The following is a 21,780-nucleotide window of genomic DNA, read 5'->3' on the forward strand; positions in this document are numbered from 1 at the left end:
TTACGCCGCCCGGATCTCCGCCAGGAAGGCGTCCATCTCCTGCTTCAGCATGGCGGACTGCCCGGCGAGGCTGTCGGCAGCGCGCTTGACGTTGTTGGTGGCGGCGCTGGTCTCGCCCTCCGCCTGCTGGATGCCGCCGACGTTGCGCGACACCTCGGAGGTCCCCACCGCCGCCTGCTGCGCGTTGCGGCTGATCTCGCCGGTGGCGGCGCTCTGCTGCTCCACCGACACCGCCATCTCGGCCGTCGAGTGGTCGATGTCGCCGACCTGGCCGATGATGCTGCGCATCGCCTCGACCGTCTTGCCCGAGGCGCCCTTCACCGCGGCGAGGTTCGAGCCGATCTGCTCGGTCATCGCGTGCGTCTGGTTGGCGAGGTTCTTCACCTCCGACGCGACCACCGCGAAGCCCTTGCCGGCGTCGCCGGCGCGCGCCGCCTCGATGGTGGCGTTCAAGGCCAGCAGGTTGGTCTGCGCCGCCACCGCGTTGATCGCGGCGACGATCTGGTCCACCTGCTCGATGGCGGAGGACAGCGCGTCCAGCTCCCGCTGCGCCTGCTCGGCGCCGCTGGCGGCGGCCTTGGAGCGGCCGGCGGCGCGGGTCACGCGCTCGGACAGCTGGTGGATGGCGGTGGACATCTCCTCCGACGCGGAGGCCACGGTCTGCACGTTGGCGCTGGCCTGTTCGGAGGCCGCGGCGACGGCCACGCACTGGGCGCTGACCTCCTCCACCGCGGCGGCGAGCTGCGAGGCGGTGGCCTGAAGCTCGGTGGCGGCGCTGCCGACCGAGTTCACCACGCCGCCGACGCGGTCCTCGAAGCGCTGCGCGAGGTCGAGCATGGAGCGGCGCTTCTCCGCCGCGGCGCGGGTCTCGGCCTCCTTGGCCTCCTGCTCCATGCGGCGGGTGCGGATCAGGTTCTCCTTGAACACCTCGACGGTCCGCGCCATCGAGCCGACCTCGTCACCGCGGGTGCGGCCTTCGATCTCCACCGTCGCCTCGCCTCGGGCCAGCCGCTCCATGGCGGCGTTCAGCGTGGCGATGGGGCGGCGAATGCCGAAGACGGCGATGACGACCGATGCGGCGGCGCCCAGCACCAGCATCGCCGCGGCGATCACCAGCGACTGAACCGCCGCGCTCTCGGTCTCGGCGGACAGCCGGTCGGAAATCTTCTGCGCGTCGGCGTTTACCTCATCCGACAGCTTGGCGGCCATGGTGAAGGTGTCGACCAGCAGCGGACGGCCCTCCTTCCGGTAGAGAGCGGCGGCCTCCGCGTGGTCGCCCTTCTCCTTCTCGGCGTAGATCCGGGGCAGGATCGCCTTGACCGCCTCCATCATCTCGGTCATGCGGGTGACGGCGGCGCGGTGCTCGGGCTTGGCGAGGCGGGCGAGCGTCCTGTTGGAGTCGGCGATGGCCGCCTGGATCTCGGCGATGGCCTTCACCAGGGGCGCCAGTTCGGCCGGCTCCTGCGCCAGGAGCACGTTGTTGACCTGCCGGCCCATGTTCGCGGCATCGCCCCGCATCCGCTCGAGCTTGAGCGCGAACTGCATCTCCTTGTCCAGCAACGCGGAGTACTTGCCGTCCACGACGGACATCGCGTTGTTGAGGTGCAGCGACAGCCCCACCGTCACCACGCTGAGCAGCGCGACGACCGCGTAAATCTTCGGGCCGATGCCAACGCGAGCGAGCAGAGACATTTTGGGGCTCCCGGATCGTTTGTCTTTAGCAAGGTACGCCTGGAACAGAAATAACTGATTGATCTAGGTCAAAGGGCATAGCTGACCCGATTCGGCGCGGTGAAGTGGGGAGGGCAGGTGGGACAGCGCCCCCTCGGAAAGGCCTTGCCCCCACCTCCGCCATGCGTAGCATGGGGCCCCTTCCTCCCTCAGCGGGGCTGGGGGAGGGCATGATGAGGAACTTGAGACATGCCCCACGGCATCGACGGCATCGACCATCTGGTGATCGCGGTGCGCGACCTGGACAAGGCGCGCGAGGCGTACGCCCGGCTCGGCTTCACGCTGACGGCGCGCGGCCGCCACACCGAGCTGAAGTCGGCCAACCACACCATCATGTTCCCCGACGACTACGTGGAGCTGCTGGCCATCGAGGAGCCGAATCCCGCCACGGCGGCGTGGTCGGAGTTCCTGAAGACCCGCGAGGGCCTCGCCGCCGCCGCGCTGAAGACCGCCGACGCCCGGAGCACGCAGGCGGAGCTGGCCGGTGCCGGCCTGTCGGGCGGTGAGGCGGTGGATTTCGGCCGTCCGGTGGACCTGCCGGAGGGCCGGCGCGACGCCCGCTTCACCATCACCCAGGTGGCGCCGGCGGCGACGCCCGGCGGGCGGATGTTCCTGTGCCAGCACCACACCCGCGACGTGGTCTGGCGGCCCGAGTACCTGACGCATGAGAACGGCGCCACCGCGCTCGCCGCGCTGATCGTCGCCGCCGACGACCCGGAGGCGGTGGCCGGCCCTTACGCCACGCTGTTCGGCACGCACGTCGAGCCGCGCGGCACCGTCCGCGTGGTGCAGACGGGCGGTGCGCCGATCGTCGTGGCGCCGCCGCCGGCGCTGGTCCACCTGTGGGCCGATGACCCGGTGCTGTCGGCGCCGCGCCCGTGCTTCGCGGGGTTCGCGGTCAAGGTGAAGGACTTCTACGCGGCGCAGCAGGTTCTGCAGAAGAGCAAGTTCCCCACCATCGCCAGCGAGGGCGTGCTGCGCGTCGCCTCGCGGCACACGCACGGCGCGGCCATCGCGTTCGCGGAGAATTTCGATCTGGCGCGGGTGCTGCCGGGATAAGTGGCAGGCGGCCTCTACTCCGCCGGCCGCACCGGGGCGCATGGCGCCGTCACTTGGCTCAGCACGCGCTTCAGCTCCATGGGGTGCAGCGGCTTGTGCAGAAAGGCGCAGTGGCGGCGCTGGCCCTCGGCGAGTTCGGCCTGCCCGGTCTCGCCGGTCAGCACGATCGCCGGGATCTCGCGGCCGTAAATCTTGCGCACGCGGTCGATCACCTCGAACCCGGTGACCTTGTTGGGCAGGCGCAGGTCGGTGAGGATCACGTCCGGCGGCCCTTCAAGCTGGTCGAGGCGCACGAACACCTCGCGGATGTCCCCGGCCGAGACCACCGTGCAGCCCCAGCCTTCCAGGCTGAGCTGCAGGCCGGTCAGCACCATGGAATCATCGTCCACCGCCAGCACGGTGGTGCCGGCCAGCGGACCGGCGGCGTGGACCGCCGGCTCCTCGGTCCAGGCCTGCTCGGGCTGCTCGGCCGGTTCCAGCGTCACCGTGAACACCGAACCGCGGCCGACGCGCGAGTGCACGTCCACCGGCGTCTTCAGCAGCGCCGACAGGCGCCGCACGATCGCCAGCCCGAGGCCGAGGCCGCGGTTGGGATCGCGCGCCGGGTTCTCCAACTGGTGGAACTCGTCGAAGATCGCCTCGGTCTGCGCGTCGGGGATGCCGAAGCCGGTGTCCCACACCTCGATCCGCACCTTGCCGGCGCGCCGCCGCATGGCCAGCAGCACCTTGCCGCGCCGGGTGTAGCGGATGGCGTTGGAGACGAGGTTGCGGACGATGCGCTCCAGCAGAACCGGGTCGCTGCGCACCTGCGCCGGGAACAGCCGTGCCCGCAGCTTCAGCCCCTTCTCCTCGGCCTGCGGGCGGAACTCTCCGGCAAGGTCGGCCAGAAGCTCGCCCAGGTCGAAGACCTGCGGGTTGGCCTGCACCGTGCCGGCGTCGAGGGTGGAGATGTCGAGCAGCGCGTTCAGCAGCTTCTCGCCCGCCGCCATGGCGTTGCCGAGCAGCCCGGCGGTCTGCCGCGCCCTGTCGTCGGTGATCTGCATCTGCAGCACTTCCAGGAACAGCCGCATCGCCTGGAACGGCTGGCGCAGGTCGTGGCTGGCGGAGGCGAGGAAGCGCGACTTGGCGGCGGCGGCGCGCTCGATCTCGCTGCGCAGATCCTCGGCGGCGCGCATCGCGGTGCCGTCGCCGAGCGCCAGCACGCCGCAGGCACGCCCATGCTCGACGATGGGGATGGCGCGCAGGCGCAACGGCGCCTGCCCGTCGGGCAGCGGCAGGTCGACGGAGACTCCGGCATCGGCCGCCCGGCCGCCCTGCGCCAGCAGCGTGCGGGCCACCGCCTCGAACACCGGGCCGGCGTCGCGCAATGCCGCCTGGACCTGCTCCCCCGCCGTGGGGTGGCGGCCGAGCAGGGCGCCCAGCGCCGCGTTCGCGCAGACCGTCGACAGCGATGAATCGACCAGCAGCGCCGGCACGCCGGCGGTGTGGCAGATCCGCCGTGCCGTTTCCAGGCTGGCCGGCATCGGCGCGTCGGTCCCGTGCGACGGCGCGACGGGGTGCTGGGCGGTCACGAAGGCGTCTCCACATTGGTGTCAGGCGCAGCCATGACCGTACCGGAGCGTGGCGGCGTCGCGGAATCACTCGAAAGCGGTATGAATTACCTGATGGTCGTAGCCGTGTTGGACAATCGGTCCTCCACGAAGAATTTGCTGCGCAGCAGAGCCATCATCTTCGCCTTGAGGATTTCCATGGGCCGCGACTTGCCGATGAAGTCGTCGGCACCCGCCTCCAGGCAGGCGATCAGCTGCTCGTCGGTTTCCTGGCTGGTCAGCATCAGGATCGGGAACAGCGCCGTGTGATCGCGGCGGTACTGGTCGAATCGCCGGCACAGCTGCACGCCGCTGGTCCCCGGCATCACGAGGTCGAGCAGCACGCAGTCGAATCCGCCGCCGTTCAGCGCCGCCTCCGCCTCCTCGGCGTTGCGGGCGATCAGCACGCGGCAGCCCTCGGCCTCCAGCTCCAGGCGCAGGAACTCGCGGTAGGTGACGCTGTCGTCCACCACCAGGATCCGGCCGCGGCGCAGGATGTCGGCCGGGGAGAGGACGTCCGACGGCGCGGATGCCAGCAGCGTGGCGAGGGTCGTCACCGCTGCCGCCGGATCGCCGCCGTCGGCGCGCTGAACCCCGGCCAGGGCCGGCAGCGGGGCGCTGCCCAGCACCAGCATGGGGGTGCCGTCGGCTTTGCCGTGCAGCTCGGTCACCCCGTCGGCACCGAGCGAGGAGGAATCGACCAGCAGCGCCGTGGGGCGCCCGACGGACAGCGCCGCCAGCGCCGCGGGCACGCCGTCCGCGCACTCCGCCTCGAGCCCCCGCTGCTCCAGCAGGTGCTTGAAGAGCAGACCCTGGGTCTGCGACCCGATGACGACCAGCACCTTGGCCGGCATCACACCCCCTCCATCTGCTGCGACGCCAGAGCCACAAGGCGCGGCGCCACCTGCGGCAGCGGCAATTCCTCCACCGCCGCGCCCAGGCGGACGGCGGTGCCCGGCATGGAGTGGATCACCGCGGTCGACGCGTGTTCGGCGATGGTGTAGGAGCCGGCGCGCCGCATGTCCAGCAATCCGCGCGCGCCGTCCTCGCCCATGCCGGTGAGCAGCACCCCCATGGCCCCAGGACCGTACGCCGAAGCCAGCGAACTGAACAGCACGTCGCCGGACGGCCGCTGGCTGCACACCGGGGCGTCCCCGGTCAGCCGGATGGTGCCACGCTCCACCGTCATGTGCACGTCGCCCGGGGCCACGTAGACGCGGCCCGGCAGCGGGCGGATGCCGATCCGCCCCAGCTCCACCGGGAAGGGGCACACGGTCTCCAGCCATTGCGCGAAGCCGGCAACGAAGGGCGCGCCGATGTGCTGGACGAGGAAGATCGGCAGCGGGAACGTCTTCGGCAGGCCGGACAGCACCTTGACCAGCGCCGGCGGCCCGCCGGTGGAAGCCACCAGTCCGAGCGCCGTGTAGCGCCCGCCCGGCGGCCGCGCCGGGGCGGCGGCGCACGGGGCGGGATCGGCGACGCGGGAACGGACCGGGAAGCGCTCGGTGCGTTGGCGGATCACCTTGACCTGACTCATGCCGTGCAGCTGCGTGCACAGGTGGCGGGCGACCGCCTGATAGTCGGCGCGGCCGAGGCCGACCGGCTTCTCCACCACCGCCAGCGCGCCGGCCTGGAGCGCCCGCATGGGGATGTCCAGGTCCTTCACGTCGGCGGCGACCACCACGATGGGCACCGGATGCTGCCGCATCAGGCGCTTGGTGACCTCGAACCCGTCGATTCCGGGCAGCCGGATGTCGAGCGACACGACGTCCGGTTTGGCGCGCTCGACCATGCGCAGCGCTTCCTCGCCGGTGGAGGCGACGCCGGCCACCTCCAGGCGCGGATCCGCACCGACGATGTGCGCCAGCAGCTGCTGGACCACCGGCGAGTCCTCGACGATCAGCACCTTCACCTTGCTCGGCGGGGTCATAGCAGCCGGCGGATCCTTTCCAGCAGGTCGTCCTGGTCGAAGCGCGATTTGACGATGTAGGCGTCGGCACCGAGGCGCATGCCGCGCTCGCGGTCCTCGTCGCTGCCGCGCGAGGTGACGAGGATGACCGGGATGTCGGTCAGCCGCGGGTCGGTCTTCACCGCCTGCACCAGCGCGAACCCGTCCATGCGCGGCATCTCCACGTCGCTGACCACGAGGTCAACCTTGAGCGTGCCCAGACGTTCCAGCGCCTCGCGCCCGTCCACGCACAGCACCACGTCGTAACCGTGGGCCTCCAGGATGCTCTTTTCCAGGGTCCGGGTGGTGATGCTGTCGTCCACCACCAGGATGCACGGTTTGGCGGCCGGCCGCGCCGCGGCGACGGCGGGCAGCGCCACCGGTTCCGCCGCGCCGAAAGACGCGGCGTTCAGCACCAGCGCGGGCGAGCCGTCGTCGAGCAGCACCGTGCCGATGAAGCGTGCCGGGTCCAGCCCGGCCTCCTCGGCCGAGGCGACCACCGCGTCGCGGGTGGCGACCAGCGCGTCCACCGCCAGCGCGGTGCGCCGCTCGCCGCTGCGCACCACGGCGAGTTGCACATGCTCCCGCACCGCGTCGGGCGGCGGCAGGCCGAGCAGCGCGGCGAGGCTGGAGACCGGCACGTCCTCCCCGTCGATCAGCACCACCGGCCGGCCTTCCAGGGAGCCGAGCGACGCGGCGTCGGCGCGGTGCAGGCGCACCACGTCGGCGGCCGGCAGCGCCATCACCTGTCCGCCCGCCTCGACGAAGACGAGGCGTTGGCCCGACAGGCTGAGCGGCACCTCGATCAGGATGACGGTGCCGCCCTCCGGCCGCGGCGTCAGGGTGAGCTGGCCCTGCAGGCCGGCCACCTCGCGCCGGGCGATCGACAGGCCCATGCCGCGCCCGGCGATCTCGGTCACCGTTTCGGCGGTGGAGAAGCCGGGCTCGAACACCAGATCGAGCAGACGGTCGTCGGGCGTGCCGTCGGCCGCCCGGCGGCGGATGGCGGCGAAGTCGAGGCCGCGGCCGTCGTCCTCGATGCGCAGCCGCAGCCGGCCGCCGGCCACCGACGCCTCGACCAGGATGCGCCCGCCCGGCGGCTTGCCGGCCGCGGTGCGTTGATCGGGCGTTTCGATGCCGTGGTTCACCGCGTTGCGCACGAGGTGCATGACCGGGTCCTTGAGGCGCTGGAGCACGGCGCGGTCCGCCTCCACCTCCAGGCCGCGGATGTCCGCCTCGATGTCCTTGCCCTGGCCGCGGCCGAGGTCGCGGATCATCCGGCCGAGCCCGCCGAACTGCGTCTCCGCCGGCACCATGCGCAGCCGCCGCACGTCTTCGTGCAGCGCCCCGCCCCAGCGGCGCAGCGCCCACAGGCCGCGGTCGTGGTGGCGGTGCGCGGCATCCAGAGCCGCACCGGCGGCGCGCATCCGGCGCTCGAAAGTGGTCAGCGCGGCGGTGAAGTGGGCATCGCGCCCGCCCGCTTTGTCGAGGCCGCGGTCGAGGCCGCGGCGCAGCCGCTGCCACGCCTGCGCCATGCCGGCCCACTCCCGGCGCAGCACGCGCAGCTCGTCGGCGACGCGGTCCTGGCCCTCCACCTCGGGCAGCAGCGCCGCAGCGGTGTCGAGCAGGCGTTCCAGCCCCTCGGCGCGGATGCGCACCAGCGTGCGCACCGCGGCGGTGGGGCGTGGCGCCGGCTCGGCGGCGGGGCGCGGGGCGGGAACCGGCGCGGCCTCGTCGCCGGTCAGCCGGGCGAGCTCGGCGAGGATGTCGGCGCCGTCCACCGGCGGCCCGCCGCGGGTCGCCCAGGCGACGGAGTCCTCGATGGCGTCGAGCGCCCGGCGGACCGGAACGCGTACCCGCGCGTCGAAGGGCAGGGTGCCCTTCTGCACGGCGGTGAACACCGATTCCAGGCGGTGCGCCAGCGCCTCGACCTCCGGCAGGTCGACGGCGCGGGCGGCGCCTTTCAGGCTGTGCGCGCGGCGGTGGATCTCCACCATGTCGATGCCGGCGCCCCGCCCCTCGTCGGCCGCCCGCAGCGCCTCGCGGATGGCCGCGAGGTGGTCCTTGTGCTCCAGGTCGAAGGCGGCGAGCAGCCGTTCGCGGATGTCGCTCATGGGACGGACGGGGTTGCCCCCTCCCCAGCCCTCCCCCGCTGCGCGGGAGAGGGTGCCGTTGTCCCCTCCACCGCGCAGCTCTCGCGCAAGCGAAGCTTGCGCTGACGCGGAAGGCGGATCCTCCGGATCCGCCGAGAGCGGGGGAGGGCTGGGGAGGGGGCCACGCGCCGCATCCTCACACCCGGTAGTTCCGCACCGCCTCGACCAGCCCCTGGCCGAGCGCGTTGAGGTTGCCGGCGGCGCCTTCCAGCTGGCGGGTGCCGGCGGCCGTCTGGGTGCTGGCCTCGCGGATGTTCTGCAGCGCCTGGATCACCTGCTCCAGGCCGATCTGCTGCTGGTTGGTGCCGGCGACGATCTGCTGGAAGGCGATGACGCTCTCCTGGATGGTCTCGGCCATCTCGCGGATGGTCGCCTCGGTGGCGTCGGTCTGGCGCTTGCCGGCGGCGACGCGCTTCACCGCCTCCTCGGTCAGCATCACCGAGGCGTTGATGCCGTGCTGGATCTCGGAGAGGTTGGAGCGCACCTGCGCCGTCGCCTCCTTGGCCTGGTCGGCGAGGCTCTTGATCTCGTTGGCGACGATGGCGAAGGTCCGGCCGTGTTCGCCGGCCGCCGCCGCCTCGATGGCGGCGTTGAGCGCCAGCAGGTGCGAGCGCTCGGCGATGTCGTTCACCGTCACGATGATCTCGCCGATGGCCTGCGTGCGCTCGGACAGCAGCACGATGTTCTCGGCCACCGCCTCCGCCTGCTCGCGGATGGCGTTCATCGCCTCGTTGGTATCGGACACCGCGCGCAGGCCGGAATCGCTGGCCGCCGAGGCGGCCTGGGCGCCGCGCGCCACGTCCTGGGCGCGGCGGTTGATCTGCGCGCCGGACTCGGTGATCTCGCTGAGCGTCGCCGTGGTCTCCTCGACGGCGGCGAGCTGCTCGGCGACGCTGGCCGCCTGCTGCTGGGTGGAGGCGCGGATCTGCGCGGTGGCGGCGTGCACGCTCTCGGCGGTGCCGCGGGTGGTCTCGGCGACCGAGCGCAGCCGCGCCGTCATCTCGCCGAGATGGCGGCCAAGCTCGCCCAGCTCGTCGTTGCCGGGCACGGCGATGGTCTGCGTCAGGTCGCCGCCGCCCACCTGCCCGACGAACCCGATCGCCATCCCGAGCCGGCGGGTGACCGAGCGGCCGATCACGTAGGCGATCAGCACCGCCAGCGCGACCATGCCCGTCAGCGCCGCGATCGAGGAGGTGGCGACTTCCTGGTGGATGCTGTCGAGTTCACCGCGGCCGGTCTCGTTGAGGCGCCGGATGATGGTGCTGATGGCGTTCAGCCGCTCGTCGAGGGCGCGGCGCAATTCGTCCAGGTGCGGGCGGCGCGCCTGGGCCTCGTCCCACTGGCCCTTGTCCAGGAAGTCGAAGGCGACCGTCGCTTCGGTGACGATGGCGCGGGCGGCGCGGTCGAGGTCGTTGATGGCGGTGACCGCCTCCTGCCAGGCGACGCGGCGGCGCTCGGTGACTCCGCGGTCTGCGCGCTCAACGGTGAAGGCCTTCATCTCCGCGATGCCGTCGAGGAGAACGCGCGCGCCCTCCAGATAGTGCAGCCGCAGGGCGCCGATGTCCGCGGCACGGTTCTGCACCCGGGCCAGCGCCACCGCGTTGAGCACCGTTTCGCGGTCGCTGCGCAGGTTGGCCTGCTGCTCGGTGATGGTGCGCAGCATGTCCGTGATGCGCACGTCGTTGACCACCACCGAGGACATCACCCGCATGGCCATGGAGAAGCGGTCCATCTGGTAGAGCGCCAGCGCCGCCGCCAGCGCGCAGACGGCGCCGAACCCCAGCATCAGCTTGTTCCTGACCGAAAACGTCATCGTTCCCCCGCCGCACCGATCCGTTCGAGTACCGCGGCGACGTCGAGCAGCGCCACGCGCTCCTCCGTCACCGCCCTTATGAGCCGTCCGCCGTCCACCGGCCGCAGGTCGGCCGCGGGCAGCGACCGCACCGCCTCCACCGTCGCCAGCCGCAACGCCGCCGGCCGTTCGCCGCCGCGCAGCGTCACCGCGAAGCCGCTGCCGTCCGCATCGCTTTCCCCACCGCACAGGCGGTCCACGTCGAACAGACGCATCACCCGCCCGCCGGCGGCGATCAGCCCCAGCAGCTCCGGCGGCGCGCCCGGCACCGGGGCCACCCGCGGCAACGGCAGGATGCGGGCCAGATGCCTCACCTCGAGCGCATAGGTGGTCGCGGCGCCGCGGGCGACCAGCACGGTCAGCGCGTCGGCCGTCCGCCGGTCGTCGGCATCGCCGGCGAGTTGCACGGCGCGGCGGCGCAGCAGCTCGTCGGCCCAGGGGCCGCGGCCGGCGAAGGCGTCCTCCAGGGCCGCCCGCTGGCGCGCGATGCGGGCGCGGACCTCGTCCCAGTCGATGCGGCGGGCGGCGGTCATCCGCGGGCCTCGTCGCCGGACAGCCACAGCGCGATCATGCCGCGCAGCTCGCCGACGGTGAGGCCGCGGCCGTGCGCCACCAGCTCCTCGTCGGCGTGCTTCGCCAGCCCGTCGCGGGCGTTGCGGAAGTGCCGCTGCGCCGGCCCCAGCTTGCCGCGCCGCCAGTAGGCCAGCGCCAGATGGTAGTCGGCGAGCGTGAAGTCCGGCTCCAGGTACAGCGCCCGGCGGAAGGCGGCGACCGGGTCGCCGGCCCCCGCCTCGTCCTCCAGCTGGCCGAGACGGAAGTGCGCGGCGGCGTTGAAGCGGTCGTGCTCGACCAGCTCCAGGCAGGCGTCCAGCGCCGCGCCGCGCTCGCCGCGCTCCGCCAGCTCCTCGACGTCGGTGAGCGTGGGAACGGGGCGTGGCGGCGGTTCGACGGGTTCGGCGGGCTTGACGGCGCGCTTGCGCGGCGGTTCGGGTTCCGGAGGGGGGAGGGGCTGCGCCAGCGGCGGCAGGGGCGGAGGCTCGGCGGCGCGGCAGAGCGGGTCGGGCTTGCGGTACAGCGTGGCGCCGGGCACCGGGACCGGCGTGAACACGGCGCCGATCTCCGGCCCCGTCTCGGCGTGGCCGACCACCAGCCAGCCGCCGTCCACCAGCGTGTCGCGCAGGCCACGCAGCAGCCGGGCGCGCGTCGGCTCGTCGAAATAGATCATCACGTTGCGGCACAGCACGATGTCGAACGCGGCCAAGCCGCGGGCCGGGTCGGGCAGCCGGCCCTCGACGAGGTTGAACACCTCGAACCTCGCCCATTCCCGGTACTCCGGCCGCACCTGCCAGCTCTGCCGGTGATGGTGGAAGTAGGCGCTCAGCGTGTCCTCGGGCAGGCCGCGCACCGCCCAGTGGCTGTAGCTGGCCCGGCGCGCCTGGTCGAGGAAGGCGCGGTTGAGGTCGGTGCCGAGCAGCGTCACCTGCCAGCCCTCCAGTTCCGCGCCGAAGTTCTGTTTCAGCAGGATCTCCAGCGTGTAGACCTCGGGACCGGTGGCGCAGCCGGCGCTCCAGATGCGCAGCGTGCGCCGGTTGCGGTTGCGGCGCAGGCATTCCGGGATGGCGACGGCGCGCAGCGCCTCGAACTGCTCGATGTAGCGGAAGAAGAAGGTCTCGCCGACCGCCAGCTCGTTGACCAGCGCCTGGAACTCCGCCGCCGCGGGGAGCAGCGTCAGGTAGTCGCTCAGCCGCGTCACGCCGCGCTCCTCCAGGCGGCGGGCGAGCCGCTCGGCGAGCGCCGAGTCCTTGTCGGCGTAGTAGGCCAGCCCGGTGCGCTGGAGAACCTGCGCCTTGACCACGGGAAAGACGGGGTCGTCCAGGACGGCCTGGGTGCGCGCGCTGATGGCGTTTGTCATTGGGGCGTTTGCCATTGCGCGAGCCTTTCCTCGGCCTGGGCGCGGAAGTCCTCCAGCCGGCGCTCCTCGGCCAGCGTGAGCAGGCGGCCGGGGTCGAGCACCGTGGCGCTGCCCGCTTCGTGCGTGATCACCGCAAGCGCGCAGCCCTCGAAGCTGAGATCCTCGGCGATCTCCTGCGCTTCCCCGTCGGCCATGCCGTGCACGCGGTCCACCGCCAGCGCCAGCGGCCCGTCGTCGCGTTCCAGCAGCAGGAGGGGGGTGTAGAGTCCGATGGCACGCTCCCCCAGGCCGAGCAGCCGGTCGAGCCGCAGCACCGGCACCACCCGGCCATGCCAGCGGAACACCCCGGCCACCACCGGCGGCAGGGCGGGTGGCGTCTCCAGAGCCGGGACCGGCAGGAAACGAGCGACCGCGGCGGCGGGCAGCGCCAGCGTGCGGCCGGACAGGCCGAACACGACGTATCGCGCGCGCTCGTCGAACTGGACACCGCTCATGCTGCCGCTTTCCCCCCGGATGTGCCCCATCATGGGCCGAACGCTCAACCGGCGGCAAGCACCAGCGTTTCGCCGAAGGCGGGAACGCGGAAGTCGGCCTCGCCCACTCCGTGCGCGGCGCGGGCGCGGTCCAGCGCCGCGACGGGTTCGGCGATGCCCTCCGGCGTCAGGCGGAAGGTGCCGAAATGCATGGCGACGCTGGCGCGGGCGCCGAGATCGCGGTGGGCGCGCACCGCCTCCTCGGGGTTCATGTGCTGCGGCGTCATGAACCAGCGCGGCTCGTAGGCGCCGATCGGCAGCAAGGCCACGTCGATGCGCGGGAAGCGCGCCGCGATCTCCCGGAAGTGCGGGCTGTAGCCGGCGTCGCCGCAGAAATACACGCACGCACCGCCGGACTCGACGACGAAGCCGCCCCACAGCGTGGTGTTGCGGTCGAACAGCGTGCGGCTCGACCAGTGCTGCGCCGGGACGAAGGTGACGCGCGCCCCGCCCACCTCGGCCGACTGCCACCAGTCCAGCTCGTGCACCGGGCGGACGCCGCGGCGCTCCAGGAACGGCCTGTTGCCCAGCCCGGCGATCACCGGCGTGCCGGACAGGCGCTTCAGCGTCGGCAGGTCCATGTGGTCGTAGTGGCCGTGGCTGACCAGCACGGCGTCGAGCGGCGGAAGATCCGCGAACGGCAGGGCCGGCGGGCGCGCGCGCTTCGGCCCCAGGCGGCCGAAGGGGCCGGCGTGCGGCGACCACACCGGGTCGGTCAGCAGCGTGCAGCCGCCGACGCGGATCAGGAAGGTGACATGGCCGACGAAGGTCAGCGCGGCGTGCCCGTCCGGCGCCGCGCCCGGCGGCGGCGGGGCGGGCGGGTCGTCCACCCGTTCCGGCCAGGGCGTCCATTCGTTCTTGGAGCGCCAGAAGCGCAGCACGTCCGCGAACCGCTTGTCGGTGGAGGCGTGCACGTTGCGGAAGCGCCGGCCGTCGCAATGGTCGGACAGCGGGTAGCGGGGCATCCGTCAGGCCCGGAACACGCCGCGGTACACGGCGGCGAGCGGCATGGCGAAGCCGAAGGAGGGAATGCTCAGAACATCCTCCGTGCCGGTCAGCCGCTCGTAGCGCCAGCCGTCGTCGGCGCCGCGGGCGAAGACCTCGACCGACCACTCCGCCTCGTCCACCAGCACGTAGCGTTCCAGCGCCGCGACGGTCTGCATTGCCTTCCACTTGAAGCCGCGGTCGCGCGCCGCGGTGTCGGGGGACGTGACCTCGACGACGAGCTGCGGGCCACGCACGTGCACCTCCTCGCCGGACGGGCTCCAGGTGCCGAACACGAGGTCGGGGCTGAGATAGCCGACGCCCGGCACCTCCACCAGGGCGCCCAGGAAGACGTGGCGCTCGATGCCGTCGGCCCCGGCGTGCAGTGCGGCGAACAGGTTGCCGCAGATGGTGTCGTGTGCCAGCGAGCCGGCCGGCAGGTGCTGCGCCGTGCCGTTCACGAACTCCGCCCGGCCGCCGTTGCGCCGTGCCCAGGCGAGGAAGTCGGTGGTGGCGGGCAGGGTGTCGGGCGGCATGCGAATCCTCGGTGGCTGTCGTGGTCGTGACGTTATCACTATCCGTGCGTTGCGCCAGTCCCATTCGGTGCCGTAGGTTGTCCGTAAATGCTCGAGCTACAGGTTGCTCATGTTCAACTTTCGATTTCGGTATATCGACGGAGCAGGTGCAACATTTACCAGCCATTAATGGTCTTCGGCTGTAATGGTGTTCAGACGGTGCCTGTATCGTCTCCCGTTTCGTTGTTTCCTCCCTGAAACTTGGGCCGCTTCGGCGGCCCAATTTTTTTGACTGATGATTGGCATTCGCCACGAATGCCGGGCGGCGAACCGCCCCCCTTTGACCTTTGGAGAGCTTTCCAGCCGCGCCTTAGGGGCGTATGTCGGTGCGTCCCAGCGACGAACAGGCGGAGGCCGCCCATGAAACCGCTGTGCGGTTGGCGCATGCCCGAGGACGAGACGCGCGCGATGCTGGCGATGCTCGACGAGGAGATCGCCGGCTGCTCCGACCGCCCGCAGCGCCGCAGCGCGCTGCTGCGCTTCCAGGCGATGCTCCAGGAGGACCTGCGCGCGATGCAGGCGGGACGGCGGCCGAACTGAGCGGAATTTTGCCCCCTCCCTAGCCCTCCCCCGCTTCGCGGTGGAGGGAACTCTGCCGCTTCATCGGCCGCCCCCTCTCCCGCGAAGCGGGGGAGGGACGCAGAGGGGCAATCGCAATCCTACTCCGCCGGCGCCACCCGCTCCGCGTCCGGACGCTTGCGCCCGAACCAGCGCTTGAGACGGCGGGAGATGCCGTCCAGGAAGGTCAGCACCACCGGCACCACCAGCAGCGTCAGCACGGTCGAGCTGATCAGCCCGCCGATCACCGCGTGCGCCATGGGCGCCCGCTGCTGCGCGCCCTCGCCGATGCCCAGCGCCAGCGGCAGCATGCCGAACACCATCGCCGCCGTGGTCATGACGATCGGGCGCAGGCGGATGATGCCGGCCTCGACCAGCGCGTCCCGCAGGTCCTTGCCGCGGGCGCGCGCCTGGTTGGAGAAGTCGACCAGCAGGATGGCGTTCTTGGTCACCAGCCCCATCAGCATGATGAAGCCGATGGCGCTGAAGATGTTCAGCGTGGAGCCGGCGATCAGCAGCCCCAGGAACACGCCCACCAGCGACAGCGGCAGCGACGCCATGATGGCGAAGGGTTGCAGGAAGCTGCCGAACTGCGAGGCGAGGATCAGGTAGATCAGGATCACCGCGAGGCTCAGCGCCTGGGCGGCGAAGCCCGTGGTCTCGGCGATGTCCTTGGTGGAACCGCCGAAGACGATGCGGTAACCGGGCGGCAGCTGCACCTGCGCCAACGCCGCCTGCAGCTCCTTGCCGGCATCGCCGACCGGGCGGTTCTGCACGTTGGCGCTGACCAGCACCTCACGCGCCAGGTCGCGGCGGTTGATCTGCGAGGCGCCGAGCGTCGTCTGCACGTCGGCGATCTGGCTCAGCGGCACCATGCGCGGGTTGCCGTCGGTGTCCTTGGTCGAGCTGGCGAGGTAGATGCGGTCGAGGTCGCCGCGGTTGGTGCGGGCGCTCTCCGGCAGGCGGACGTGCACGTCGTAGGTCTCGCCGTCCGGCGCCTTCCAGGTGGAGATCTTGTCGCCGGCGAACAGCGGCCGCAGCGTCGACGCCACCTGCGCCGTGCCGATGCCGAGGTCGCTGGCAAGGTCGCGGTTCAGCTGCACCGACAGCGTCGGCTTGGCGGCCTTCAGGCTGCTGTCGATGTCGACGTAGCCGGCGATCCGGTTCATGGCGCCGGTGATCTGGCCGGCGATGCGGTCGAGCTCGGCGATGTCGCGGCCCTGGACCGAGACCTGCATCTGCTTCTGCACGCCGCCCACCCCGGGGATGCCGACGTTGATGCTGATGCCGGGGATGGCGGCGAGGCGCTCGCGGATCGGCCGGGCGAGGTCGTTGGGGGAGCGCTTGCGCTGCTCGATCGGCACGAGGCGGACGTAGACGCTCGCCTTGTTCTTGCCGACGGAAACGCCGGTGTTCACGGTGGCGTAGGTGTAGGCGATCTCCGGGAACTCGTGCAGGGCCTTGACCGCCTGCTCGACCTTCGCGGTGGTGTAGGGGAGGGACGAGCCGACCGGCGTCTCCACCTCCACCACGGACTCGCCGAGGTCGGCGGCCGGGACGAACTCGGTGCCGATCAGCGGCACCAGCGTGAAGCTGCCGAAGAAGATCGCCGCCGCCGCGACCATGACGATCCAGCGCCGCCGCAGCGACCACGCCAGCACCCGGCCGTAGCCCTGCGCGAAGCCCTCGAAGGCGCGCTCGAACCACTGCGCGACGCGGCCGAACGGCCCGCGCCCGTGCTTTCCGTGCGCCGCCGGGTCGTACCACAGCGACGACAGCATGGGGTCGAGCGTGAAGGACACGAACAGCGAGATCAGCACCGCCGCCGAGACGGTGATGCCGAACTGCAGGAAGAAGCGGCCGATGATGCCGCCCATGAAGGCGACCGGCAGGAACACCGCGACGATGGTCAGCGTGGTGGCCAGCACCGCCAGCCCGATCTCCGCCGTGCCGTCCAGCGCCGCCTGCCGGTGCGTCTGGCCGCGGTGCAGGTGGCGCATGATGTTCTCGCGCACCACGATGGCGTCGTCGATCAGGATGCCGATGGCGAGCGACAGCGCCATCAGCGTCATGACGTTCAGCGTGTAGCCCATGAAGTGCAGCACCGCGAAGGTGCCGAGCACCGCCACCGGCAGCGTCAGGCCGGTGATCACCGTGCTGCGCCAGGACCCCAGGAACAGCATGACGATCAGCACCGTCAGCACGCCGCCCTCGACCAGCGTCTTCTGCACGTTGTTCAGCGAGTTGGTGATGCCGCGCGCGGTGTCGCGCACCACCACGAACTCCACGTCCGGCGGCACGGCGCCGCTCTGGCGCATCTCGGCAACCGCCTTCTGCAGGCCCTTGGCGACCTCCACCGTGTTGGCGCCCTGCACGCGCACCACGTCCACCGCCAGCGCCGGCTTGCCGTTGAACAGGGCGACGGAGTCCTGCTCCTCCTGCCCGTCGATCACCTCGGCCACCTGGCCCAGGCGCACCGGCGTGTTGCCGCGGCGCGCCACGATCAGGTCGAGGAACTGCTGCGGCGTGGCGAAGCGGCTGGAGACCTGGACGACGCGCTCGCGCCCCTCGCCCTCAACGGTGCCGGCGGGAATGTCCTGGTTCTCGTTGGTGATGGCGCGCACCACCTCATCGACGCCGACGCCCAGCGCCTCCAGCCGTTCCGGCTTCAGGCGGATCTGCACCTGCCGCTTGACGCCGCCGGCGATGGTGGCGCGCCCGACGCCGCGCACGTTCTGCAGGCGCTTCAGGATGATCTGGTCGGTCAGCGTGGTGAGATCGCGGAGCGTCCGGATGTCCGACTTCACCGCGATCGACACGATGGGCTGGTCGTCCGGGTTGAAGCGGGAGATCTGCGGCTCCTTCACTTCGGTGCGGAAGGCCGGGCGCAGGGCCGAGACCTTCTCGCGCACGTCCTGCACCGCCTGGGTGGAGGCGGTCTTCAGGTCGAACTCGGCGATCACCACCGACCGCCCCTCGTAGGAGCGCGAGGTCAGCGTCTTGATGCCGGCGATGGTGTTGATCGCCTCCTCGACCGGGCGGGACACGTCGGTCTCGACCGATTCCGGGCTGGCGCCGGGGTACTCGGTGGAGACCACCACCAGCGGGAAGTCGACGTCGGGGAACTGGTCGACGCCCAGGCGCTGGTACGAGAACAGGCCGAACACCATCAGCGCCACCATCAGCATGGTGGCGAACACCGGGTTGTCGACGCTGATGCGGGTGATGGGCATGGTGGTGGCCTTGAATTCTCTACATCGTCACGAACCCCTCCCCCTGCTCCGCAGGGGGAGGAAGGGGCCCGCGCCGCAGGCGTGGGAAGGTGGGGGCTATGGCGGAGGCGGCAGGCGTTGATTCTCGTGCGCGCCGTTGCCCCCACCCAACCCTCCCCCGCCGGAGGCGGGGGAGGGCTATGATGCCTACACCCCCGCCGTCCGCACCGCCTGTCCGGCCTGCAGCCCGGGCAGCGGGGCGGTCACCACCACGGCGCCGGCCTCCAGCCCCTCGACCTGCACCAGCTCGCCGCGCGCCCAGCTCGGGCCACGGCGCACCGGCGTGCGCGTCAGGCGGTCGCCCACGACGGTCAGGACGAAGTCGCCCTGGTCGTCGCGACGCAGCGCCACCGGCGGCAGGGCCATCGCGTCGCCGGCCTCGGCCACCACGGCGTCGCCGCTGGCGAACATGCCACCGCGCAGCGCCCCGTCGGCGTTGTCGATCGACACGTACACCGGGATCGCCCGGGTGCCGGGCCGCGCCTGCGGGTTGATGCGCGCCAGCGTGCCGCGGAACTCGCGCTCGCCGAAGCCCTCGACGCGCAGCAGCACGGTCTGGCCGGGCTTCAGGCGCGCCACGTCGTCGGCCGGCACGGTGGCCGTCACCTCGACGCGGCTGAGATCGACGATGCCGAACATCTTGGCGTTCACCGCCAGCGTCTCGCCGGGGTTGACCGTGCGCTCCGACACGACGCCGTCGATGGGCGAGCGGACCACCGCGTCGTTCAGCGCCTTGCGCGCCATCTCCACCTGCGCGGCCAGCGCCTGCACGGTCGCCTGCTGGAACTGCCAAGTGCTCTGCGCCTGGTCGTAGCTGCTCTCGGCGACGATGTCCTTCTGGCGCAGCGCCAGGTTCTTGGCGCGCGTCTTCTCGGCGTAGACCAGCTGCGCCTTGGCGCCGGCGAGGTTGCTTTCCTTCTCCGCCAGCTTGGCGGCGAGGTCGCGGGTGTCGAAGCGGGCCAGCACGTCGCCGCGCGCCACCGCCTGCCCCTCGCGCACCAGCACCTCGGCCAGCGTCGCCGCGACTTCGGACTTCACCACCGTCCAGTTCACCGGATCGACGGAGCCGGACAGCCGCACCGTCTCGGTCAGGCGGCGCGGGGCGACGCGGGTCAGCTCGATCGCAGCCAGTTCCAGCACCCGCTCAGGCACCGGGGCGTCCTTGTTGACCGCCGCCTGCCCGCTGCTGCGCGCCTGCCAGAGCAGGCCGGCGCCGGCCAGTGCCGCCACCACCAGCAGGGTCACCAGGATCCGGCGCATGCCGCGGCGCCGGGGCGGGGAAGTCTCAGACATCGGGGGTGTCCTTGGGTGCGGCCCGCAGGCCGTGCAGAACGAGGTCGAGATAGGCGTCGAGGAATCCCTCGGCGGTCGCCGCGGGGTCGAGTTCGTGCGGGGCCAGGGAGTGCGTCCAGATGGTCAGCATCGACAGCGGGGCCGCCATCACGCGGGCCATCTGCATGACGTCCACCGGGCGGAACTCGCCGCGGTCGATGCCGCGCTGGATGATGCGGGCGAAGAACCGCCGGCCGCGCATCACCACCTCCTCCATGTAGAAGCGGGCGATGTCGGGGAAGTTCGTGGCCTCCGCCACCACCAGTTTGGGCAGGCCGGCCGACGGTTCGCGGTTCATCTGCCAGAAGCGGTTGACGATGAGCCGCAGCAGTTCCTCCGTCGTGCCGGGGAAGCTGTCCAGCAGCTCCTCGCCCAGACGGATGTTGGGCAGCACGGACTCGCGCACCACCGCTTTGAACAGGCCGGCCTTGTTCTCGAAGTAGACGTAGGGCAGGCCGACCGAGACGCCGGCCCGGCGGGCGACGTCCTCCAGCTTGGTGGCCGCGAAGCCGCGCTCGATGAAGAGGTCGCGCGCCGCGTCGATCATCTCGGCGGGGCGGGCCTCCTTGCGGCGCGTGCGGCGGGTCGGCGGGGGCGGGGATTCGTGCGGCATCGTTCGTTATAAAATGAACGTTCATTCAATATGCATGCACCCGGCGTTTGTCAATGGCCGTGCCGACGCTGTGCCGGAACAGGACGCGGCGGGCGCTGTTGGCCCAAGCGAGGAGTGATCGGTGGGGGGGTAGGGCATGCGCGGGTTCCTGTTCACGACGGCGTCGGTGTTCGCCCTGGGTGTCGGGGTGGCGGCCCTGTTCCGCCGCCGCGAGCAGCGCACCCGGGCGGAAGAGGGCTTGCGCCGCGCCGCGCAGGCGGCCGGCGGCTACCTGTCGCGCTATCGCCTGGACACCGAGGAGGCGGCGGAGCACTGGCGCCAGCCCGACGGCAGCGTCGACGTGGCGCAGGTGACGCGCGACTTCCTGATGTTCTTCGTGGTGCCGCTGTGGATCACCTCCGGCGTTGCCGACTATCTCTGCCACCGCGCCACCGACATCGAGCACACCACCGGCAGCTACGAATCCCTGCTGCACCTCGCCATGCTGGTGGAGATGGGCGTGCCGACCCTGGCGGCCCTGTTCATGGAGATCACCTCGCCGGTGCTGGCGATGATGATCGCGTCCTTCGTGCTGCACGAGGCGACGGCGCTGTGGGACGTGGGCTACGCCGTGCAGCACCGCAACGTGACGCCGCTGGAGCAGCACGTGCACAGCTTCCTGGAGATGCTGCCGCTGATGGCGCTGTCCTTCGTCGCCGTGCTGAACTGGCCGGAGGTGCTGGCCATGGTCGGCGCCGGCGACCGGCCGGCCGACTGGTCGCTGCGCCTGAAGGAGGATCCGCTGCCCACCGGTTACACGATTTCCGTGCTGGCGGCAGTGGCCCTCTTCAATGGTCTGCCCTATCTTGAGGAGCTGTGGCAGGACATCCGTGCCAACGGTGCGCGCCTGCGGCCCGCCAACCAGCCCACCCGTCTGCTGGAGCCGCGCTATCCGGCTCCGGAGAGGGTAGAGGCCTAGCACTTTCAGCCGGATACCACCCCGCTTGATTATTAGGGTGTGAAACGATATCGTCCGGTTTTGGAACCGGCGAGTTTCATTTTCATGCCCCTCGACACCACCCCCGACTGGCGCGTGCGTCGGCGCGAGACGATCCTAGCGGCCGCCGCGGAGCTGTTCGCGCGGCGGCCGTACCACGACGTCCAGGTGGACGACGTCGCGAAGCAGGCGGGGGTCGGAAAGGCCACGCTGTACCGCTATTTCCCTTCCAAGGAGGAGCTGTACCTGCACGCCTTCGACGAGGCGCTGGCCCGGCTGGAGGGGCGGCTGCACGCCCCGCCGCCGGAGGGCGCCGCGCCGGAGGCGGTGCTGGCCTGCAAGGTGCGGGCGCTGCTGACCACCTTTACCGAGCAGCTGCCGGCGCTGAAGGTGCTGGGCGGCGACCACTCGCACCTGGCGGAGCAGATGCGCACCGTGCTGCGCCGCCGCACCAGCCGCATCGCCGCGGCGCTGCGCGAGGTGCTGGAGGCCGGCCGCTCGGCGGGGCGGTTCCGGTCGCTGGACATGGAACTGGCGCCGCTGCTGGTCATCGGCATGGCGCGCGGCGCCGTGATGATGGCCGGCGATGCGGAACCGGAGCGGCTGGAGGCCGCCATTCTCGATCTCATACTCAAGGGCGCGCTGGCGGGACCGGCGGGCGACGACGCGGGGAGTTTCGGTCTATGAAGCGGT

Annotated in this window: 18 protein-coding genes; 4 read left to right on the plus strand and 14 right to left on the minus strand. The window is 71.6% G+C overall.

Annotation, left to right across the window (positions count from 1 at the left end):
* Positions 1 to 1,692 (minus strand): methyl-accepting chemotaxis protein, encoded by a 1,692-nt coding sequence (locus ACRWK7_RS10905; RefSeq protein ID WP_431856232.1) that lies wholly within the window; start codon positions 1,690 to 1,692, stop codon positions 1 to 3.
* A gap of 228 nt (positions 1,693 to 1,920) precedes the next feature.
* Between ACRWK7_RS10905 and ACRWK7_RS10910 the strand changes: the two genes are divergently transcribed.
* Positions 1,921 to 2,790, plus strand: a complete 870-nt coding sequence (locus tag ACRWK7_RS10910) for a VOC family protein (RefSeq protein ID WP_431856233.1) — start codon at positions 1,921 to 1,923, stop codon at positions 2,788 to 2,790.
* 14 nt (positions 2,791 to 2,804) lie between these two features.
* Here the strand turns inward: ACRWK7_RS10910 and ACRWK7_RS10915 are convergent, their stop codons facing one another.
* The 10 genes from ACRWK7_RS10915 to ACRWK7_RS10960 all read right to left on the minus strand — a co-directional run bounded on the left by ACRWK7_RS10915 (position 2,805) and on the right by ACRWK7_RS10960 (position 14,297).
* On the minus strand, positions 2,805 to 4,361 hold the full coding sequence (locus ACRWK7_RS10915) for an ATP-binding response regulator (protein ID WP_431856234.1): 1,557 nt from the start codon (positions 4,359 to 4,361) through the stop codon (positions 2,805 to 2,807).
* A gap of 86 nt (positions 4,362 to 4,447) precedes the next feature.
* Entirely contained in the window at positions 4,448 to 5,233 is a 786-nt protein-coding gene (locus ACRWK7_RS10920) for a response regulator (RefSeq protein ID WP_431856235.1), read from the minus strand.
* Positions 5,233 to 6,309, minus strand: coding sequence for a chemotaxis-specific protein-glutamate methyltransferase CheB (gene cheB, locus ACRWK7_RS10925; protein WP_431856236.1), 1,077 nt, complete (start codon positions 6,307 to 6,309; stop codon positions 5,233 to 5,235). The genes ACRWK7_RS10920 and cheB overlap by 1 nt, the downstream gene beginning before the upstream one ends.
* Entirely contained in the window at positions 6,306 to 8,441 is a 2,136-nt protein-coding gene (locus ACRWK7_RS10930; RefSeq protein ID WP_431856237.1) for a hybrid sensor histidine kinase/response regulator, read from the minus strand. Before ACRWK7_RS10930 ends, cheB begins: the two co-directional genes overlap by 4 nt.
* A gap of 175 nt (positions 8,442 to 8,616) precedes the next feature.
* The gene (locus tag ACRWK7_RS10935) at positions 8,617 to 10,293 is read right to left on the minus strand and encodes a methyl-accepting chemotaxis protein (RefSeq protein WP_431856238.1); all 1,677 of its coding nucleotides are present in this window, start codon (positions 10,291 to 10,293) and stop codon (positions 8,617 to 8,619) included.
* Entirely contained in the window at positions 10,290 to 10,865 is a 576-nt protein-coding gene (locus tag ACRWK7_RS10940; RefSeq protein WP_431856239.1) for a chemotaxis protein CheW, read from the minus strand. Before ACRWK7_RS10940 ends, ACRWK7_RS10935 begins: the two co-directional genes overlap by 4 nt.
* Positions 10,862 to 12,244, minus strand: a complete 1,383-nt coding sequence (locus tag ACRWK7_RS10945) for a CheR family methyltransferase (protein WP_431856240.1) — start codon at positions 12,242 to 12,244, stop codon at positions 10,862 to 10,864. Before ACRWK7_RS10945 ends, ACRWK7_RS10940 begins: the two co-directional genes overlap by 4 nt.
* On the minus strand, positions 12,241 to 12,738 hold the full coding sequence (locus ACRWK7_RS10950; RefSeq protein ID WP_431856241.1) for a chemotaxis protein CheW: 498 nt from the start codon (positions 12,736 to 12,738) through the stop codon (positions 12,241 to 12,243). The genes ACRWK7_RS10945 and ACRWK7_RS10950 overlap by 4 nt, the downstream gene beginning before the upstream one ends.
* A gap of 44 nt (positions 12,739 to 12,782) precedes the next feature.
* Positions 12,783 to 13,742: an MBL fold metallo-hydrolase gene (locus tag ACRWK7_RS10955; protein ID WP_431856242.1), complete on the minus strand. Its 960-nt coding sequence runs from the start codon at positions 13,740 to 13,742 to the stop codon at positions 12,783 to 12,785.
* Positions 13,743 to 13,745: 3 nt separating this feature from the next.
* Entirely contained in the window at positions 13,746 to 14,297 is a 552-nt protein-coding gene (locus ACRWK7_RS10960; RefSeq protein ID WP_431856243.1) for a Uma2 family endonuclease, read from the minus strand.
* Between the two features lie 399 nt (positions 14,298 to 14,696).
* On the opposite strand from ACRWK7_RS10960, the gene ACRWK7_RS10965 reads away from it, so the two are divergent.
* Positions 14,697 to 14,876: a hypothetical protein gene (locus ACRWK7_RS10965; RefSeq protein WP_431856244.1), complete on the plus strand. Its 180-nt coding sequence runs from the start codon at positions 14,697 to 14,699 to the stop codon at positions 14,874 to 14,876.
* 119 nt (positions 14,877 to 14,995) lie between these two features.
* On the opposite strand, the gene ACRWK7_RS10970 is transcribed toward ACRWK7_RS10965, so the two are convergent.
* From ACRWK7_RS10970 to ACRWK7_RS10980, 3 genes are all read right to left on the minus strand, one after another.
* Positions 14,996 to 18,127, minus strand: coding sequence for an efflux RND transporter permease subunit (locus ACRWK7_RS10970; protein WP_431856245.1), 3,132 nt, complete (start codon positions 18,125 to 18,127; stop codon positions 14,996 to 14,998).
* 186 nt (positions 18,128 to 18,313) lie between these two features.
* The gene (locus tag ACRWK7_RS10975) at positions 18,314 to 19,459 is read right to left on the minus strand and encodes an efflux RND transporter periplasmic adaptor subunit (RefSeq protein ID WP_431856246.1); all 1,146 of its coding nucleotides are present in this window, start codon (positions 19,457 to 19,459) and stop codon (positions 18,314 to 18,316) included.
* The gene (locus tag ACRWK7_RS10980; protein ID WP_431856247.1) at positions 19,452 to 20,111 is read right to left on the minus strand and encodes a TetR family transcriptional regulator; all 660 of its coding nucleotides are present in this window, start codon (positions 20,109 to 20,111) and stop codon (positions 19,452 to 19,454) included. The genes ACRWK7_RS10975 and ACRWK7_RS10980 overlap by 8 nt, the downstream gene beginning before the upstream one ends.
* A gap of 136 nt (positions 20,112 to 20,247) precedes the next feature.
* Between ACRWK7_RS10980 and ACRWK7_RS10985 the strand changes: the two genes are divergently transcribed.
* Positions 20,248 to 21,069, plus strand: a complete 822-nt coding sequence (locus tag ACRWK7_RS10985) for a hypothetical protein (RefSeq protein WP_431856248.1) — start codon at positions 20,248 to 20,250, stop codon at positions 21,067 to 21,069.
* Positions 21,070 to 21,153: 84 nt separating this feature from the next.
* A complete protein-coding gene (locus tag ACRWK7_RS10990) occupies positions 21,154 to 21,774 on the plus strand; it encodes a TetR/AcrR family transcriptional regulator (RefSeq protein WP_431856249.1) in 621 nt (206 codons plus the stop codon).
* Positions 21,775 to 21,780: the final 6 nt, after the last annotated feature.

This window comes from Azospirillum sp., from assembly GCF_050789165.1.

Coding starts and splice junctions, on each gene's coding strand:
- ACRWK7_RS10920 (WP_431856235.1), bottom strand. CDS start 5,233: ATGCCGGCCAAGGTGCTGGTCGTCATCGGGTCGCAGACCCAGGGTCTG.
- ACRWK7_RS10910 (WP_431856233.1), top strand. CDS start 1,921: ATGCCCCACGGCATCGACGGCATCGACCATCTGGTGATCGCGGTGCGC.
- ACRWK7_RS10955 (WP_431856242.1), bottom strand. CDS start 13,742: ATGCCCCGCTACCCGCTGTCCGACCATTGCGACGGCCGGCGCTTCCGC.
- ACRWK7_RS10905 (WP_431856232.1), bottom strand. CDS start 1,692: ATGTCTCTGCTCGCTCGCGTTGGCATCGGCCCGAAGATTTACGCGGTC.
- ACRWK7_RS10970 (WP_431856245.1), bottom strand. CDS start 18,127: ATGCCCATCACCCGCATCAGCGTCGACAACCCGGTGTTCGCCACCATG.
- ACRWK7_RS10960 (WP_431856243.1), bottom strand. CDS start 14,297: ATGCCGCCCGACACCCTGCCCGCCACCACCGACTTCCTCGCCTGGGCA.
- ACRWK7_RS10990 (WP_431856249.1), top strand. CDS start 21,154: ATGCCCCTCGACACCACCCCCGACTGGCGCGTGCGTCGGCGCGAGACG.
- ACRWK7_RS10980 (WP_431856247.1), bottom strand. CDS start 20,111: ATGCCGCACGAATCCCCGCCCCCGCCGACCCGCCGCACGCGCCGCAAG.
- ACRWK7_RS10930 (WP_431856237.1), bottom strand. CDS start 8,441: ATGAGCGACATCCGCGAACGGCTGCTCGCCGCCTTCGACCTGGAGCAC.
- ACRWK7_RS10985 (WP_431856248.1), top strand. CDS start 20,248: ATGCGCGGGTTCCTGTTCACGACGGCGTCGGTGTTCGCCCTGGGTGTC.
- ACRWK7_RS10965 (WP_431856244.1), top strand. CDS start 14,697: ATGAAACCGCTGTGCGGTTGGCGCATGCCCGAGGACGAGACGCGCGCG.
- ACRWK7_RS10940 (WP_431856239.1), bottom strand. CDS start 10,865: ATGACCGCCGCCCGCCGCATCGACTGGGACGAGGTCCGCGCCCGCATC.
- ACRWK7_RS10975 (WP_431856246.1), bottom strand. CDS start 19,459: ATGTCTGAGACTTCCCCGCCCCGGCGCCGCGGCATGCGCCGGATCCTG.
- ACRWK7_RS10950 (WP_431856241.1), bottom strand. CDS start 12,738: ATGAGCGGTGTCCAGTTCGACGAGCGCGCGCGATACGTCGTGTTCGGC.
- ACRWK7_RS10935 (WP_431856238.1), bottom strand. CDS start 10,293: ATGACGTTTTCGGTCAGGAACAAGCTGATGCTGGGGTTCGGCGCCGTC.
- ACRWK7_RS10945 (WP_431856240.1), bottom strand. CDS start 12,244: ATGACAAACGCCATCAGCGCGCGCACCCAGGCCGTCCTGGACGACCCC.
- cheB (WP_431856236.1), bottom strand. CDS start 6,309: ATGACCCCGCCGAGCAAGGTGAAGGTGCTGATCGTCGAGGACTCGCCG.